This window comes from Xanthomonas albilineans (assembly GCF_009931595.1).
GTDB lineage: Bacteria > Pseudomonadota > Gammaproteobacteria > Xanthomonadales > Xanthomonadaceae > Xanthomonas_A > Xanthomonas_A albilineans.
Map to the genome: position 1 here is coordinate 828,866 of NZ_CP046570.1, position 14,166 is coordinate 843,031.

General features: G+C 65.2%; 15 protein-coding genes and 1 other RNA gene. 4 read left to right on the forward strand and 12 right to left on the reverse strand.

Annotation, left to right across the window (positions count from 1 at the left end):
- Positions 1-124 precede the first annotated feature (124 nt).
- Positions 125-2,140, reverse strand: a complete 2,016-nt coding sequence (locus tag XaFJ1_RS03580; RefSeq protein ID WP_012915301.1) for a bifunctional DedA family/phosphatase PAP2 family protein — start codon at positions 2,138-2,140, stop codon at positions 125-127.
- A gap of 48 nt (positions 2,141-2,188) precedes the next feature.
- Between XaFJ1_RS03580 and XaFJ1_RS03585 the strand changes: the two genes are divergently transcribed.
- The 3 genes from XaFJ1_RS03585 to XaFJ1_RS03595 all read left to right on the forward strand — a co-directional run bounded on the left by XaFJ1_RS03585 (position 2,189) and on the right by XaFJ1_RS03595 (position 4,734).
- Positions 2,189-2,845, forward strand: a complete 657-nt coding sequence (locus tag XaFJ1_RS03585; RefSeq protein ID WP_012915302.1) for a serine/threonine-protein kinase — start codon at positions 2,189-2,191, stop codon at positions 2,843-2,845.
- A 151-nt stretch (positions 2,846-2,996) separates the two neighbouring features.
- Positions 2,997-3,419, forward strand: coding sequence for a VOC family protein (locus XaFJ1_RS03590; protein ID WP_012915303.1), 423 nt, complete (start codon positions 2,997-2,999; stop codon positions 3,417-3,419).
- Positions 3,420-3,501: 82 nt separating this feature from the next.
- A complete protein-coding gene (locus XaFJ1_RS03595; RefSeq protein ID WP_012915304.1) occupies positions 3,502-4,734 on the forward strand; it encodes an acetylornithine transaminase in 1,233 nt (410 codons plus the stop codon).
- A gap of 22 nt (positions 4,735-4,756) precedes the next feature.
- On the opposite strand, the gene hemL is transcribed toward XaFJ1_RS03595, so the two are convergent.
- Entirely contained in the window at positions 4,757-6,049 is a 1,293-nt protein-coding gene (hemL, locus tag XaFJ1_RS03600) for a glutamate-1-semialdehyde 2,1-aminomutase (RefSeq protein ID WP_012915305.1), read from the reverse strand.
- Positions 6,050-6,240: 191 nt separating this feature from the next.
- On the reverse strand, positions 6,241-6,864 hold the full coding sequence (gene thiE, locus XaFJ1_RS03605; RefSeq protein ID WP_012915306.1) for a thiamine phosphate synthase: 624 nt from the start codon (positions 6,862-6,864) through the stop codon (positions 6,241-6,243).
- Positions 6,865-6,941: 77 nt separating this feature from the next.
- Between thiE and XaFJ1_RS03610 the strand changes: the two genes are divergently transcribed.
- The gene (locus XaFJ1_RS03610; protein ID WP_012915307.1) at positions 6,942-7,133 is read left to right on the forward strand and encodes a rubredoxin; all 192 of its coding nucleotides are present in this window, start codon (positions 6,942-6,944) and stop codon (positions 7,131-7,133) included.
- A gap of 217 nt (positions 7,134-7,350) precedes the next feature.
- Here the strand turns inward: XaFJ1_RS03610 and XaFJ1_RS03615 are convergent, their stop codons facing one another.
- From XaFJ1_RS03615 to XaFJ1_RS03655, 9 genes are all read right to left on the reverse strand, one after another.
- Positions 7,351-8,265, reverse strand: a complete 915-nt coding sequence (locus XaFJ1_RS03615; protein ID WP_425476774.1) for a SirB1 family protein — start codon at positions 8,263-8,265, stop codon at positions 7,351-7,353.
- A gap of 37 nt (positions 8,266-8,302) precedes the next feature.
- Positions 8,303-8,752 (reverse strand): DUF192 domain-containing protein, encoded by a 450-nt coding sequence (locus tag XaFJ1_RS03620; RefSeq protein ID WP_012915309.1) that lies wholly within the window; start codon positions 8,750-8,752, stop codon positions 8,303-8,305.
- 205 nt (positions 8,753-8,957) lie between these two features.
- The gene (rpiA, locus tag XaFJ1_RS03625; protein WP_012915310.1) at positions 8,958-9,605 is read right to left on the reverse strand and encodes a ribose-5-phosphate isomerase RpiA; all 648 of its coding nucleotides are present in this window, start codon (positions 9,603-9,605) and stop codon (positions 8,958-8,960) included.
- A 50-nt stretch (positions 9,606-9,655) separates the two neighbouring features.
- Positions 9,656-10,126 (reverse strand): EVE domain-containing protein, encoded by a 471-nt coding sequence (locus XaFJ1_RS03630; protein WP_012915311.1) that lies wholly within the window; start codon positions 10,124-10,126, stop codon positions 9,656-9,658.
- Complete coding sequence (locus XaFJ1_RS03635; protein WP_012915312.1) at positions 10,123-10,716, reverse strand: 5-formyltetrahydrofolate cyclo-ligase; 594 nt, start codon at positions 10,714-10,716, stop codon at positions 10,123-10,125. The genes XaFJ1_RS03630 and XaFJ1_RS03635 overlap by 4 nt, the downstream gene beginning before the upstream one ends.
- 301 nt (positions 10,717-11,017) lie before the next feature.
- A non-coding RNA gene (gene ssrS / locus XaFJ1_RS03640) (6S RNA) lies at positions 11,018-11,202 on the reverse strand.
- Positions 11,203-11,296: 94 nt separating this feature from the next.
- Positions 11,297-11,590, reverse strand: coding sequence for a cell division protein ZapA (locus XaFJ1_RS03645; RefSeq protein ID WP_012915313.1), 294 nt, complete (start codon positions 11,588-11,590; stop codon positions 11,297-11,299).
- Positions 11,587-11,808 (reverse strand): TIGR02449 family protein, encoded by a 222-nt coding sequence (locus tag XaFJ1_RS03650; protein ID WP_012915314.1) that lies wholly within the window; start codon positions 11,806-11,808, stop codon positions 11,587-11,589. The genes XaFJ1_RS03645 and XaFJ1_RS03650 overlap by 4 nt, the downstream gene beginning before the upstream one ends.
- A 67-nt stretch (positions 11,809-11,875) precedes the next feature.
- A complete protein-coding gene (locus tag XaFJ1_RS03655; protein WP_045756737.1) occupies positions 11,876-14,095 on the reverse strand; it encodes a putative bifunctional diguanylate cyclase/phosphodiesterase in 2,220 nt (739 codons plus the stop codon).
- Positions 14,096-14,166 lie beyond the last annotated feature (71 nt).

Sequence of the window (14,166 nt, forward strand, 5' to 3'; positions counted from 1 at the left end):
AATGCACGACTCAACATCGGCCGTGCTGCGACTAAGATCGGCTAACAAAACGACAGCGACTCGCGACGTTTTGTTGGCCACTCTAAAAGGCCTGACATGGCTGATTCGATTGTTCTTGTGCCTCTCAGGGCCGTGTCGCTGGCGTTTCATCGTTGCTGCGCACAAGAAGTACCGAACCCTGCGACGAGTGATGCACTTCCTTGCGTTTGGGCAGGTCGTGCAGTGCGTCGGTGACCTCGTCAAGTGCGGACTCGGTGTCCGGTAGAGGCCGCCACATCCCGATCAGGTTGAAATGGCGTTCGTAGCGCAGACGCTGCACACTGCCGAGCCAGAGCGGCAGGTTGCCTGGCTGCAGGCGTGCGGCGGCCGGCCACAATCTTAGTGCGTACAGTTCGTCTGAGTGCGCGCCGTGGTGTAGCATCAGTAGCGATTCCACTCGGGTATCCAGTGTCGCCGGCAATACCGGCACCTGTGCGGGTATTGCCGTGTCGTCGAGCAATTGCAGCGCCTGCCGCCAGCCGGCTTGTGGTTGGACTCGCCAGCCGGCGGCAGCGAGCCGACGTTGCAACGGCGCCAGCGGTCCGGCCACTTGTAAATTCAGCGGCCAGCGTTGGTCGTCGTCGAATGCGTTGCGGCGCGGTGGTAGTTGCTGCCAGTCGTGCTGCCACCAGGCCGATGTCGCGATCTGTGCCAGTGGCGGTGGTGGGGGTTCGAACTTGGCCAGTTTGCGTTCCAGGTGGCGTGGTGCGTAGCACAGCGCGGCGACCACGAATCCGCCGTAGAACAGCCATGCCAGTGGCGTCATCCAGAACCTGCGCTCGAGGCGACGGCGGTAGGCGATGCCCAGCACCAACAGCCAGAAGATGCCGAACAGCATGCCGCCGACCACGTCGCTAAGCCAATGCGCGCCCAGGTAGAGGTGGGCGAAGCCGATCAGCGTGACCACCACGCCGGACAGCAGATACGGCCAGACCCGTGAGCGCCCAGGGAGTTCACGTGCGATCAACACGGCGAAGAAGCCGAAGCTGATCGTCGCCATGGTCACTGCGACCGATGGAAAGCCGAAACCGCTGCTGGCTGTTGGCGGTTGCACCACGTGCACGGTGCTGCCGAGCAGTTTGGTCAAGGCCAGGCCGAACGCCAGCGCCGCCAGCCAGTGCGTCGCGGCCATCCAGCGCCGGCGCCAAGTCAGGTAGCCTAGGCCCAGTGCCGTGGCGGGTGCCAGCACCTGCCAGTCGCCGAGCGATGCCAGCGCGGCCATCGGGGCGTCCGCCAACGGATTGCGTAGCGCCAGCATCAGGTCGTGCACGGCCAGGTCCAGGCGCAGCGGTGCGTCGTGCGCGATCACCAGCATCAGCAGTGCGAACCAGCCCCATCCCAGTACCAGCAGCATCGTCGCCAGCATCGCCAGCGGCACGGACTCTCGCCGTTGCGGGTCGAACACGGCGACCGAATAGCGACCGATCACTGGATGTCGGTGCGACCAGTCCAGCGCGCGCGCCAATAGCGCATCCATGTGCCCGGCCGACCAGCGGTAGCCGTGCAGCACGATCGTCCAGACCAGCGCCAACGCCAGCGTCAGCAGGCCCAGAATCAGGAACAGACGCCCGGCTACCGCCGCTACCGCTTCGTAAGCCTGGCCGAGCAGCCAGCCCGGCCCGAGGAACAGTAGCGCCCAAGTCACCGCCGCCAAGCTGCTGGGCGGCAGGTAGCGCCGCAGCGGCATCTTCAACATGCCTGCCACCGCTGGCACGAACGGCCGGATCGCGCCCACGTAGCGGGCGACCAAGATGCTCTTGAACGCATTGCGGCGGAACATCGCCTCGCCACGGTCCAGCCACTGCGGATAGCGTTTGAACGGCCAGTAGCTGCGCAAACGGTGGCCCCAGCGGTATCCGACCCAGTAGCTGAGTCCGTCGCCGATCAGCGCGCCCAGCGCGGCGCTGAGGACCGCATATGGACCGGAAATCCGACCCAGGCCGATCAAGACGCCGATCGCGAACAGCAGCGGCAGCGCCGGCACCACCGTGCCGAGGAGGATGACCGCATCGCAGAGCGCGATCGCGAAGATGACCGCGCCGGCCAGCATGGGGTGCGCTGCGATCCACGCCAGCGTGGCATCGGTCCATGAGACATTCATCCGCGAATTATAGGCGGGTCCGGATGGCGTTCCGCGTAAACTGGGGCGATGCCTGCCGCCGATTCCGTTCAGATCCTCAAGTCCGACAGCTTCGGGCGCATCCTGTTGCTGGGTGAAGGCGACGGGCGCTTCGTACGCCGCGATCTGAGCGCCTCGCCGTGGTGGTTACGTCTGCCGGCATGGTGGCTGGCGCGGCGCGAAGCCTGCGCGCTGCGGCAGTTGGCAGGCATGGCGGCGACGCCGCAATTGCGCGGCTGGGATGGCATCTTCCTGGACCGCAGCTATCTGGCCGGTGCGGCGATGTACCAGCGGCCGCCGCGCGGGGACCTGACGTACTTCCGCAATGCCCGGCGCCTGTTGCAGCAAGTGCACCGACGCGGGGTGGCGCACAACGACCTGGCCAAGGAAGCGAACTGGCTGGTGCTGGAAGACGGTCGTCCGGCGTTGATCGATTTCCAACTGGCGGTGCGTGGGGCGCCACGTTCGCGCTGGATGCGCTTGCTGGCACGCGAGGATCTGCGCCATCTGCTCAAGCACAAGCGCATGTATTGCGCGCATGCGCTGACGCCGGTGGAGCGGCGTCTGCTCAGGCGCCATTCCTGGGTGCGCACGCTGTGGTTCGCCAGTGGCAAGAGGGTATACCGTTTCGTGACCCGGCGGGTGCTGCACTGGGAGGACAACGAAGGGCAGGGGCCGAAACCGTGAGGCGGTTGGGTCGATACGTCTTGCCCATCCCTGGCGATACAGGCACGGCGTTGATCGCGCTATTGCCTCGCTCGCTGGGTAAATCCAGCACAGTTGTGTTTTGCGAATACGCAGGCACTCGGCCGTTTTCCCCATTCACTGGAGTTTCGCGATGAAATACCTGCATGCCATGATCCGCGTCCACGATCTGGAAAAGACCAGCGCGTTCTTCACCAAAGGTTTGGGCCTGTACGAGACCCGCCGCATCGAGAATGCCGCGGGTAAGTTCACCCTGGTGTACTTCGGTGCGCCGGAAAACCCGCAAGCCGAAGTCGAGCTGACCTACAACTGGGGCTCGGACGAGGATTACGGCAGCGCGCGTAATTTCGGCCATCTGGCGTTCGAGGTGGATGACATCTACGCCATCTGCGCACACCTGCAGGCGCAAGGCGTGACCATCAACCGTCCGCCACGCGACGGACGCATGGCCTTCGTGCGCAGCCCCGACCTGATCTCGATTGAACTGCTGCAGAAGGGCGAAGCGTTGGCCCCGGCCGAGCCGTGGGCGTCGATGCCCAATACCGGAGTATGGTGAACGTTTTTGCGTCTTGCACACCGCTGCGCGCAGGCGGTTGCGGTGGTCTTTATAATCGGCTTTTCCCTGCTGGATTGCTTCGATGACCGCTTCTGCCACCGCAGAGCTGATTGCCCTCGCTCAGCGCTATTGCCTGCCGATCTACCGCCCGCGTCACCTGGTGCTGGAACGCGGCCAGGGGGCCACGCTGTGGGACAGCGAGGGGCGCGACTACATCGATCTGGCCGCCGGCATTGCCGTGTGCGGCCTCGGTCACAACGATCCGGATCTGCATGCGGCGCTGCTGGAGCAGGCGGGCAAGCTGTGGCACACCAGCAATGTGTTCTACAGCGAGCCACCGTTGCGTCTGGCCGAGGAGTTGGTCGAGGCGTCGCGGTTCGCGCACAAGGCGTACCTGTGCAATTCCGGCGCCGAGGCCAATGAAGCGGCGATCAAGCTGGTGCGCAAGTGGGCGGCCAGCCAGGGGCGCGCGCCGCAGCAGCGGGTCATCGTGACCTTTCGCGGCAGCTTCCATGGCCGGACGCTGGCAGCGGTCACCGCGACCGCGCAGCCCAAATATCAGGAAGGCTACGAACCGTTGCCTGGCGGCTTCCGTTACGTCGACTTCAACGACATCGCGCAACTGGAAACGGCGATGGCCACTGGCGATGTGGCTGCGGTCATGCTGGAACCGGTGCAGGGCGAGGGCGGGGTCATGCCGGCCGCGCCGGGCTTTCTGGCACAGGTGCGCGCGCTGTGCGATCGCCATGACGCGTTGCTGGTGCTGGACGAAATCCAATGCGGCATGGGCCGCACCGGCACCTTGTTCGCGCATTGGCAAGACGAGGTGACGCCGGACATCGTGACCCTGGCCAAGGCGCTGGGCGGTGGCTTTCCGATCGGTGCGATGCTGGCCGGGCCGAAGGTGGCCGAGGCCATGCAGTTCGGCGCGCATGGCACCACCTTCGGCGGTAATCCACTGGCTGCCGCGGTGGCGCGGGTGGCGCTGCGCAAGCTGGCGTCCGCGCCGATCGCGGCCAACGTGGCCAAGCAGTCGGTGGCCTTGCGCCAGGGATTGGCTGCGCTCAACGACGATTTCGCGCTGTTTTCCCAGGTGCGCGGTCGTGGCTTGATGCTGGGCGCGGTGCTGACGTCGGCGCACGCGGGTCAGGCTGGCGCGATCCTCGATCATGCTGCCGCGCATGGTGTCCTGATTCTGCAAGCCGGTCCGGATGTGTTGCGCTTCGTGCCGGCGTTGAACCTCAGCGATGCCGAATTGAGCGCAGGCCTGACGCGCCTGCGCGGCGCTTTGCGCGATTACCTCGCTACGCGCTGAGCGGCACTCGCTTTTGGCGTCGTCAGCCAGCAGCGACCTCCGCGAACGCTTCGCGTGCCGCTTGCAGCGTCGCCGCCAGCACGGCGTCGTCGTGGGCGCTGGAGAGGAATCCGGCCTCGTACGCCGACGGCGCCAGGAATACGCCGCGCGCGAGCATCGCGTGGAAGAAGCGGTTGAACGCGGCGGTGTCGCAGGCGGTGGCCTGCGCGTAGGTCTCTACTTTTTCGCTGGTGAAGAACAGGCCGAACATCCCACCGACCTGGTTGGTGGTGACCGCCACGCCAGCCGCGGCGGCTGCCTGTTCGAGCCCGGCGCATAGCGCCGCGGTGGCCGACTCCAGACGTTGGTGGAAGCCGGGTGCCTGGATCAACTCCAGCAGCGCCAGGCCGGCAGCCATTGCCACCGGATTGCCGCTCAGCGTGCCGGCTTGATAGATCGGGCCGGATGGTGCGATTTGCCGCATCAGCGTGGCGCGTCCGCCATAGGCGCCTACAGGCATGCCACCGCCGATGATCTTGCCGAAGGTGGTCAGATCCGGCACCACGCCGTAGTGCGCCTGCGCGCCGCCGAGGGCGACGCGGAAGCCGGTCATCACTTCGTCGAAAATCAGCAGCGCGCCATGCTGGGTACACAGTGCGCGCAGATGCTGTAGGTAGCCGGTGCGTGGCGGGATGCAGTTGGCGTTGCCGACCACCGGTTCGATGATGACCGCGGCGATTTCATCGCCCATCTGTGTGAACAACGCGTTGGCGCCCTCGATGTCGTTGTAGACCAGCGTGGCGGTGAGCTCGCTCAGCGCCGTCGGCACGCCCGGCGAGGTCGGCACGCCCAGGGTCAGCATGCCGCTGCCGGCCTTGACCAGGAACGAGTCGCCGTGGCCGTGATAGCAGCCTTCGAATTTGACGATGCGGCTGCGCCCGGTCGCGCCGCGCGCCAGGCGCACGGCCGATAGCGTGGCTTCGGTGCCGGAGTTGACCATGCGCACCATTTCGCACGATGGCACCAGCCGGGTGATGGTCTGCGCCATCGTCACCTCGGCCGGGCATGGCGCGCCGAACGATAACCCGTCGGCGATCGCGCGCTGCACCGCCTCGCGCACCGCCGGATGGTTGTGGCCGGCAATCATCGGCCCCCACGAGCCGACGTAGTCGATGTAGCGGTTGCCATCGACGTCGTACAGATACGGGCCGTCGGCGCGCTGCACGAAGAACGGTTCGCCACCGACCGACTTGAAAGCGCGCACCGGCGAATTGACCCCGCCGGGGATCAGCGACTGCGCTTGTGCGAACAGAGCGTGTGAACGGGCGTGGTGCATGGGCGGAAATCCTCGGCGGGTTGAGCGGGCGGGCGTCTGGCGCATGTGCAGTTATTGTCGCGGCTATGGTGGGGAACCACCATGCGTGTTGGTGGTGGATGCGCTGTCGTCATGCCGCGCACGCGGCGTTGATGTTGGTCGCATGCATGGACGCAGTGACGCGTGGACGCCGCGCAGGCCCAGCCAGCGCATCAGGCGAAACAGGCGCGATAGGCGGCCAGCGCGGCGCGTGGGTTGTCGGCATCGAACACGCCGCTGATCACCGCCAGCAGGTCGGCGCCGGCGGCGACCACGGCGCGTGCGTTGTCCGGGGTCAGGCCGCCGATCGCTACGCGCGGCAGTCGCAGCGCTGCGGCGTCGCGCAGCAGGCCAGGATCGGCGCGGCGTGTGGCGACCTTGCTGCGGCTGGGAAAGAACGCGCCGAACGCGACATAGCTGGCGCCGGCCATGGCGGCGGCGCGGGCGCGCTGCAGATCGTCGTAGCAAGAGGCGCCGATCAGCGCGTGTGGTCCGAGCGTGGCGCGGGCGCGACTCAGGTCGCCGTCGTCCTCGCCCAGATGCACGCCGGCGGCGCCGACCGTCTGTGCCAGTGTCACGTCGTCGTTGACGATCAGCGGTACCCCGGCCCGCAGGCACATGGCGTGTAACGCGCTGGCCTGGGCCAGCCGCTGCGCCGCATCGGCGCGCTTGTTGCGGTATTGCAGCCAGGTCACGCCCTGTTCCAGCAATGGTGCCACCCGTTCCAGCAGGCGTGTGCCATCGGTCTCGTCCGGGGTGATGAGGTACACGCCGCGAGGCGTGGTGGATGCGTTCATGGAGGGCCAAGCCTTTCGGTACGTCGGCGGCGATGGGACAATGCTGCTCTCCCCAGCCGTAGACCTGCGATTATCCAATGAGCGATGCCACTGCCACCATCTACCGCGCCTGGATGTGCGTCGTCTGCGGCTTCATTTACAACGAGGCCGACGGCTTGCCGGAGGAGGGCATCGCGCCTGGGACGCGCTGGGAAGATGTGCCCGACACCTGGACCTGCCCCGATTGCGGCGTCACCAAGGACGATTTCGAGATGGTGACGATCGAGTAAGCGGTTGGGATTGGTGGGTTTCCGCCAGTGCGCGGCTTCGTTGGGATGCTGCACGAGCGGCTTTCGCTGCGCGGCTTCACCCTTCGCCGTGTCGTGACGGAGGCCGTCCTGGCATCGCGCAGCGCACGAATGCTTGCAAGCCCTGGGTGGCCGCATCCCGACAGGGCGATCGTCTTTTAAGCGCATGGTGCGCTTGCAACGACCCTGGCGCTGCGCGTCAATGCATCCGTTGTGCGCGTGCGCTCAGTTCCACCAAGTGTTCGCGGATTGGCAGCACGTCGTGTGCTTCCGGATTCAGCTGCAGATAGCGGCTCAAATCGTGGCGGGCGCCGAGCACATAATCCATTTCCAGATAGGCCAGACCGCGGTCGCGCAGGGCTTCCGACTGGTCTGGCATTAGTTTGAGTACCCGGTCGGCGCTGCGTGCCGCACGGTCCCATTCCTCGCGTTCGGCATAGACGCCGTGCAGGTTGCGCAGCACCCGGGTGAGGATCGCGCGGTGCGGAGCCGGATCCAGGATCTGTAGCAGCGCACGGTCGTCCGGGTTTTCTCCGCCCAGGTGTGGTCGTACGCGTTCGCGTAGTTCTTCCACCGCCAGCGGGCGGCCGCCGTTGAACGGGTCCATGACCAGCAGGCCGTCGTCCACCGGCAGGCGCACCAGAAAATGTCCAGGGAAGGAGACGCCATCCAGCGGGATACCCAGTCGCCGGGCCACTTCCATCTGCACGAGCGCTAGCGAGATCGGGTTGCCCAGGCGGCGCTCGAACACTTGGTTCATGTAGCTGTTGCGCGGGTCGTAGTATTCGTCGTGATTGCCGCTATAGCCAAGCTCTTCGAACAGATGGCGATTGATTGCCGCCATTTTCAGCGGCCATGGTTCGATCAGCGCCACTTCGTGCCGCAGATGGTCGGCATGGCTTTGCGCCAGCGTGTCGTAGTGGGCAGCATCCAGCTCCGGATATTCGTCGCGTGCGATCAGCAGCGCGGTTGCGAGCAATGGCAGCGCATCGTCGTCCAGGGTGGACAGGGTATTCCAGCTTGGCAATGTCAGTGCGTCGGACATGCTCGAAGACTGGCGGCAAAACGCAGTCCGATCAAGTCCGGCGGTTCCTGACAGCGATGTCGGGTTCAGCGCCACGACCGTGGCGCGAGGACGGCCCCTTGGGGAGTCAATGGGCCTGCGCAATGCCTGGGCCGAAGCGCAGTTCGGTGCCGTTTTGCAATTTGAGTTGCTCGGCCTGACCGGCGTTGAGTTCGAGCACGTAGCGCGCCGGCGCATTGCTCGGATATGGGGGGCAGGCGTTGCCCGCCGAGCACGGTGGCACATCGCGCTGTTGCGCCACCAGCTTGCGTTGGGTGTCGAAGTAGAGGATGTCCAGCGGGATCTTGGTGTTCTTCATCCAATAGGCCTGGGGTTCCTCGCGTTTGTGGATGAACAGCATGCCGTGGTCGGCCGCCATTTGGTCGCGAAACATCAGTCCGCGTGCACGGGTGGCGTCGTCCTGGGCCAACTCGACTTGATAGCGGTGCCCGCCCAGTTCCACCCAGTGGTCGCCGGCGCTGGCGCAGCCGCTGAGCGCAACAAAGAAAAGAACGCAAAAGGCTCGGGACAGGGACATGGCGTTGCAACAAGCGCGAGGAGGAGAACGAGCACCTTGTTGCATCGTGCGCGGGGAGTCAAGCGCCTGACTGGATTGGCAGCGTGGCACGATGTGCAGCCAATGCGGGCACTTTTTTCTATCGTAGGAGCGATCTTGGCCGCGATGCGCGACCGCCAAGGCGTCCAACGCGTCGCGGCGCCGGAAACCATTTCCCGATCCCGAATCAAAACACCCGCGGTGGCTCGCCGCCCACGATCACCACATCGGCGCGGCGGTGCGCAAACAGGCCGACGCAGACCACGCCGGGGATCTGATTCAACTCGCGCTCCAGCGTGAGCGGATCGCTGATCGAGAGGTGATGTACGTCCAATATCACGTTGCCGTTGTCGGTGATCACGCCATCACGCCAGACTGGCTGGCCGCCGCTGCGCGCCAGGATTTCACGGGCGACCAGGCTGCGCGCCATCGGGATCACTTCGATTGGCAGCGGGAATGCGCCCAGGGTCTGTACCTGTTTGCTGGGGTCGACGATGCAGATGAAGCGCTCGCTCGCCTCGGCGATGATCTTCTCTCGGGTCAGTGCGGCGCCGCCGCCTTTGATCAGGCACTTGTTCGGGTCGCATTCGTCGGCGCCATCCACGTACAGCGACAGGGTGCCGGTGTGGTTCAGTTCCAGCACGTCGATGCCGTGCTGGCGCAGGCGCGCGGTGCTGTGTTCGGAGCTGGATACCGCGCCCTTGAGGCGATGACCGATGCGGCCGAGCGCATCGATGAAGTAGGCGACGGTGGAGCCGGTGCCGACGCCGACGATCATGCCGTCCTCGACGTACTCGATGGCTTTTTCGGCGGCAAGGCGTTTTGCTTCAGACATAGGGGCGGTTCCGGGGACGGGATGGGGTAGGGCGCGTGCTGTGCAGGCCGTCACTCCAGCGACAGCAGCAGGGTCCACTGCGCGGCACTGACCGGGAAGACCGACAGGCGGTTGCCGCGCGCGACCAGCGGAAAACCATCGCCGAGCGCATCGGCGTGCGATTTGATCTCGTCCAGGGCGATCGTGCGTGTCAGCTTGCGCTCGAATGCCACGTCCACCAGATACCAGCGCGGTTGCTCCGGTGTGGCCTTGGGATCGTGGTAGTCCGAGGAGGGGTCGAACTGGGTGGCGTCGGGGTAGGCATCGCTAGCCACTGTGGCCACGCCGACGATGCCGGGCACCTTGCAGTTGGAGTGGTAAAATAGGATGCCATCGCCGACTTTCATGCCGTCGCGCATGAAATTGCGCGCCTGGTAGTTGCGCACGCCATTCCAGGGTTCGGTAACGACCCGCTGCAGGTCGTCGATCGAGAAGGTATCCGGTTCGGATTTCATCAACCAATAGCGGGTGCGTGCAGTCATACGGATGAATTGAGCGCGGTCACGAGAGTGAGGGATTCGGTACAGACTGCGTCCAACCTTACGTCCCAGGCGGCGATCGGCAACGCAGCGACCTGTTGGGCGTCGAAGGCCGCCCCGACCAGCCATGGCGGAGGCGCTTGCTGTTGGCGGAATTCGAAGCTGCGATCATACCAGCCGCCGCCCATGCCCAGGCGGTGGCCGGCGTGGTCGAAACCCACCAATGGCGTCACCACCAGCGCCATCTGTTCGGGTGCGAGCATCGCTGCCGCATCGAGATCGGGTTCTGGAATGCCATAGCGGTTGGCGACCAGTGGCTGCCCCGGACGCCATGGTGCGAAGCGCAGTGTGGTGCCGTGCAGGACGGGCAGGCAGTATTGCACCGTGTCCGGCAGCGACAGTTGCCAGCGATGCAGGGCGATCTCGCCGTCCATCGCCCAGTAGCCGGCGACATAGCCGTGCTGCGGTGCGAACGGTAGTTGGAGCAGGCGTTGCGCCAGCGCGTCGGCGGCGGCTAGGCGCGCGGCGGCAGGGAGCACGCCGCGGCGCGCACGCAGTTGCTGACGCAGGAGCTTGCGATCGTCGGCAGGCATGAGTGGGCAGTAGGGTAAAGGCGCTCCTATTGTCCTGTTCGGCGCGGACGCTGCCTAGAGCGTGGGAGGCACGGTGAAGTGAGGTGCATTGGTCGTCAGCGGCAAAGGCGGACAGTGCGGTCGGCGGCCAGGAGCGGTGACGCTGGTGGCCGCAGTGCGGGTCGCACGTGAGGTGGAGATCCCAGCGCCGCCGCGCTGTGCGGGAGGTGGATCGTGCCGACGTGGGGATGGCGATGGCAGGGTGCAACGGCACCGGCAGAAAAGGAAACGGCGCCTTGCGGCGCCGGTTCCTGGAAGAATTGCATTCTCCGCCGTGACGATGCGTGCGAAACGACCTTGAACCCGGGGTTCAAGTGGGATGGCTGGAGAACCTTCGGGCTTCCCGCTACGAGGCGGACCTGCACTCCCGATTCCGTCGCCACCCCGTGGTCGTCATTAAGGGACAAGGCGAATGTTTGCACACGCTGTCGTTCACAGCAGAGAACGCGGGGGTAGTATAGCGCTGTCGCCGTGCTTGGCGCGTCCGTCCGTCGCACGGTGCGTTGCAATTCACCTTTATGATCGAGACGCGATGAGCGAATCAACGCGTTGTATCGGTCACGCGATCCAGGCGCCGGTTGAGATCGGCAAGCGTGCGGGTCATTTCGTGTTCGCGCTGGGCGTGCTCGTCGCGCAGTTGCTGGAGTTCATGCGCCAGATTCAGCGCGGCGAGGACGGCGACGCGGTCCACTGCCGCCATGCGGTTGCTGCCGCGTATCTCGCGCATTTTCGTCTCGAGCAGGCGCGCGGCAGCCAGCAGACTGTCGCGCTCTCCGGCCTCGACGCCAACGGTGTATTCGCGGTCGAGGATGCGGACGCTGACCGGTTCGCTCACGTGTGCTGCTCCAGCGATTTCAGCCGGGCGATCATGGCTTCTACGCGCGAGCGCGCCTGTTCGTTTTTGGTCAGCAGTTGCGAACGCTCCCCGATCAGCTGCTCCTGCTGTTGGCGTAGGCTACGGTTTTCGTCGGCGAGGCGCTGGCAACGCTCCACAAGCGTTTCCACGCGCGTGGCGAGTGCGCGAAGTTCGGCGAGGGCGTCGGGTGTGTCCATGGCGCTCACGATAGACATGCGTTCGCGCGGTGGTCAAGACATCGCGCGGCGGTGTGATGGCTGCCGCTCAGATGGGGAGCCGCAGCGGTTGTTGCAGCAGCTTGAGACAGGCGTCCGGTTCTAGCGCGGGCGCCACCAAGTGGCCTTGGATTTCGTCGCAGCCGTGCTCGCGCAGGAACATTAGCTGGCTGGGCTGTTCGACGCCCTCGGCGACCACCTTCAGGTCCAGCGAGTGTCCCATTGCGATAATGGTGCTGGTGATGGAGGCATCGTCCGGGTCCAGGCTCAGGTCGCTGATAAACGCCTGATCGATCTTCAGGGTGTTGATCGGCAGCCGTTTCAGATAAGCCAGCGACGAATAGCCGGTACCGAAGTCGTCGATTGCCAGGGTCAGGCCCAGTTCCCGGCAGGCATGCAGGATTTCCGCGCTCTTGCCGACCTGCGACATCACCACGCTCTCGGTCAGTTCGAGTTCGACATTGGCTGCCGGTACGCCGGTTTCGGCCAGAATCTGCGCCATCAATTCGGGCAGGTTGCTGCGTTCGAGCTGGATCGCCGAGACGTTGATCGACATGCACAGATCGGTCAGGCCCATTTGTCGCCAGTCGCGCAGCGCGCTGCAGGCTTGGCGCAGGACCCATTCGCCGATTTGCAGGATCAACCCGGTCTCTTCGGCCAGGGGAATGAACTGGCTCGGCGAGACGGGGCCGAAATCGGCACTATGCCAGCGCAGCAACGCTTCCACGCTGACTACGCGCTGTTCGCGCAACGAGTAGCGTGGCTGATAGACCAGTTTCAATTCCTGGTCCAGCGGAATCTTGCGCAAGGTGCTGGCCAGTGTCGCGCGATGGCGGGTGGCCTCGTCCATGCTGGCCGAGTACACCTGGGCGTTACGGCGGCCGGCTGCCTTGGCCTGGTACATCGCCGTATCGGCGTGCTTGAGCAGTTCGCTGGGCAGTAGCGCGTGCTGCGGGAACAGGGAAATGCCGATGGACGTGGAAACCGCCACCTCGCGGCGATCGTCCAGACGCAGTGGTGGCTCGAACGCCGCCAGCACTCGCGCGGCGACGCTTTCGGCCTCGTCTTGGCTGACGATGTCCTCCACCACCACGGTGAATTCGTCGCCGGCCAGACGCGCCACCGTGTGCTGCGGTCCTACCGCCTGTTGCAGGCGTTCGGCGACTGCGCGTAGAACCTGATCGCCGACGGGGTGGCCCTGCGAGTCGTTGATGTCCTTGAAACGATCCAGATCCAGGAACAGCACCGCGACCGCGCCGGCCTGACGTCGTGCCCGGACGATCGCCCGGGCCAGTCGCTCGGACAGCAGCGCGCGGTTGGGCAGGCTGGTCAGCGTGTCGTAGTTGGCCAGGTAGCGAAGTTCCTGTTCGGCACGCTTCTGTTCGGTGATGTCTTCCAGCACTACCACTTGGAAGCTTTGCCGACCGTCTGCATCGACCACGGTGTTGCGGCGCATGTGGCACAGGATCTCGTGGCCGTCCTTGCGTCGCTTCCAGGCATCGCCGCGCCAGTGGCGTCCTTGATCGAGCATCGGGGGTGGCGGGACGTTGGGCGCGTGGTCGATCAGTGTCATCGGCTGGCCCAGTACTTCGCGTTCGCTGTAGCCGGTGATCCGGGTGAAGGCCGGATTCACCGAGATGAAGCGCCGCTCCTCGTCGAGCACGGCCACCGCTTCGCTCATACTGCGGAGCACTTCCGCGGCGATACGTCGCTCCAGGTCGGCTTGGCGGTGCGAGGTGATGTCGCGCGCGGTGCCGGCGAGCCGGCGTGGATTGCCGACCGCGTCGTAATCCACCACGCGTCCACGCACCCGCGCCCACCGCCAGACGCCGTCGCCGGTCAGGTCCACCCGGTATTCGGCCAGATAGATCGCGGTCAGGCCCTCAAGATGCTCGCTGAGCGCGAGTTTGGCCTGCTGGATGTCGTCGGGATGGATCCGCAGCGGATCGTCCTCGTGGATCACCAGAGCGATGTCCTGCAGATGCGGGTTGGCATCGTCCGCGCGCATCCGCCGTAGCGTGCGATTCTGTAGGTCGTAATCCCAGAAGTGCTCGCCCGAAGCCCATAGCGCCAGCTTCAGGTAATGTTCGTGCTGCTGCAGCTCTTCGTAGCACTTTAGCTTTTGCTGCATGCGCCGCCGGTATAGCAGTGCATGCAGTGCCACGGTCAGTCCGCCGATGGCCAGCGATAGCGCGATCACCAGACGGTTCAAACTCCAGTCGGTGACGAAATGGCTTGCGATTCCCGCAGTGAGGTGCTCTGACGGCATGGCGGGACGTGATATCTATCAAGGAAAGGGTGTGGTGAGTGTAGGCATGTGCCGGAAGCCTCCACAAGCAG

Excerpts from the sequence above, each read along its gene's own strand:
- XaFJ1_RS03580 (WP_012915301.1), bottom strand. The coding sequence starts at position 2,140 with ATGAATGTCTCATGGACCGATGCCACGCTGGCGTGGATCGCAGCGCAC.
- XaFJ1_RS03585 (WP_012915302.1), top strand. The coding sequence starts at position 2,189 with ATGCCTGCCGCCGATTCCGTTCAGATCCTCAAGTCCGACAGCTTCGGG.
- XaFJ1_RS03590 (WP_012915303.1), top strand. The coding sequence starts at position 2,997 with ATGAAATACCTGCATGCCATGATCCGCGTCCACGATCTGGAAAAGACC.
- XaFJ1_RS03595 (WP_012915304.1), top strand. The coding sequence starts at position 3,502 with ATGACCGCTTCTGCCACCGCAGAGCTGATTGCCCTCGCTCAGCGCTAT.
- hemL (WP_012915305.1), bottom strand. The coding sequence starts at position 6,049 with ATGCACCACGCCCGTTCACACGCTCTGTTCGCACAAGCGCAGTCGCTG.
- thiE (WP_012915306.1), bottom strand. The coding sequence starts at position 6,864 with ATGAACGCATCCACCACGCCTCGCGGCGTGTACCTCATCACCCCGGAC.
- XaFJ1_RS03610 (WP_012915307.1), top strand. The coding sequence starts at position 6,942 with ATGAGCGATGCCACTGCCACCATCTACCGCGCCTGGATGTGCGTCGTC.
- XaFJ1_RS03620 (WP_012915309.1), bottom strand. The coding sequence starts at position 8,752 with ATGTCCCTGTCCCGAGCCTTTTGCGTTCTTTTCTTTGTTGCGCTCAGC.
- rpiA (WP_012915310.1), bottom strand. The coding sequence starts at position 9,605 with ATGTCTGAAGCAAAACGCCTTGCCGCCGAAAAAGCCATCGAGTACGTC.
- XaFJ1_RS03630 (WP_012915311.1), bottom strand. The coding sequence starts at position 10,126 with ATGACTGCACGCACCCGCTATTGGTTGATGAAATCCGAACCGGATACC.
- XaFJ1_RS03635 (WP_012915312.1), bottom strand. The coding sequence starts at position 10,716 with ATGCCTGCCGACGATCGCAAGCTCCTGCGTCAGCAACTGCGTGCGCGC.
- XaFJ1_RS03650 (WP_012915314.1), bottom strand. The coding sequence starts at position 11,808 with ATGGACACACCCGACGCCCTCGCCGAACTTCGCGCACTCGCCACGCGC.
- XaFJ1_RS03655 (WP_045756737.1), bottom strand. The coding sequence starts at position 14,095 with ATGCCGTCAGAGCACCTCACTGCGGGAATCGCAAGCCATTTCGTCACC.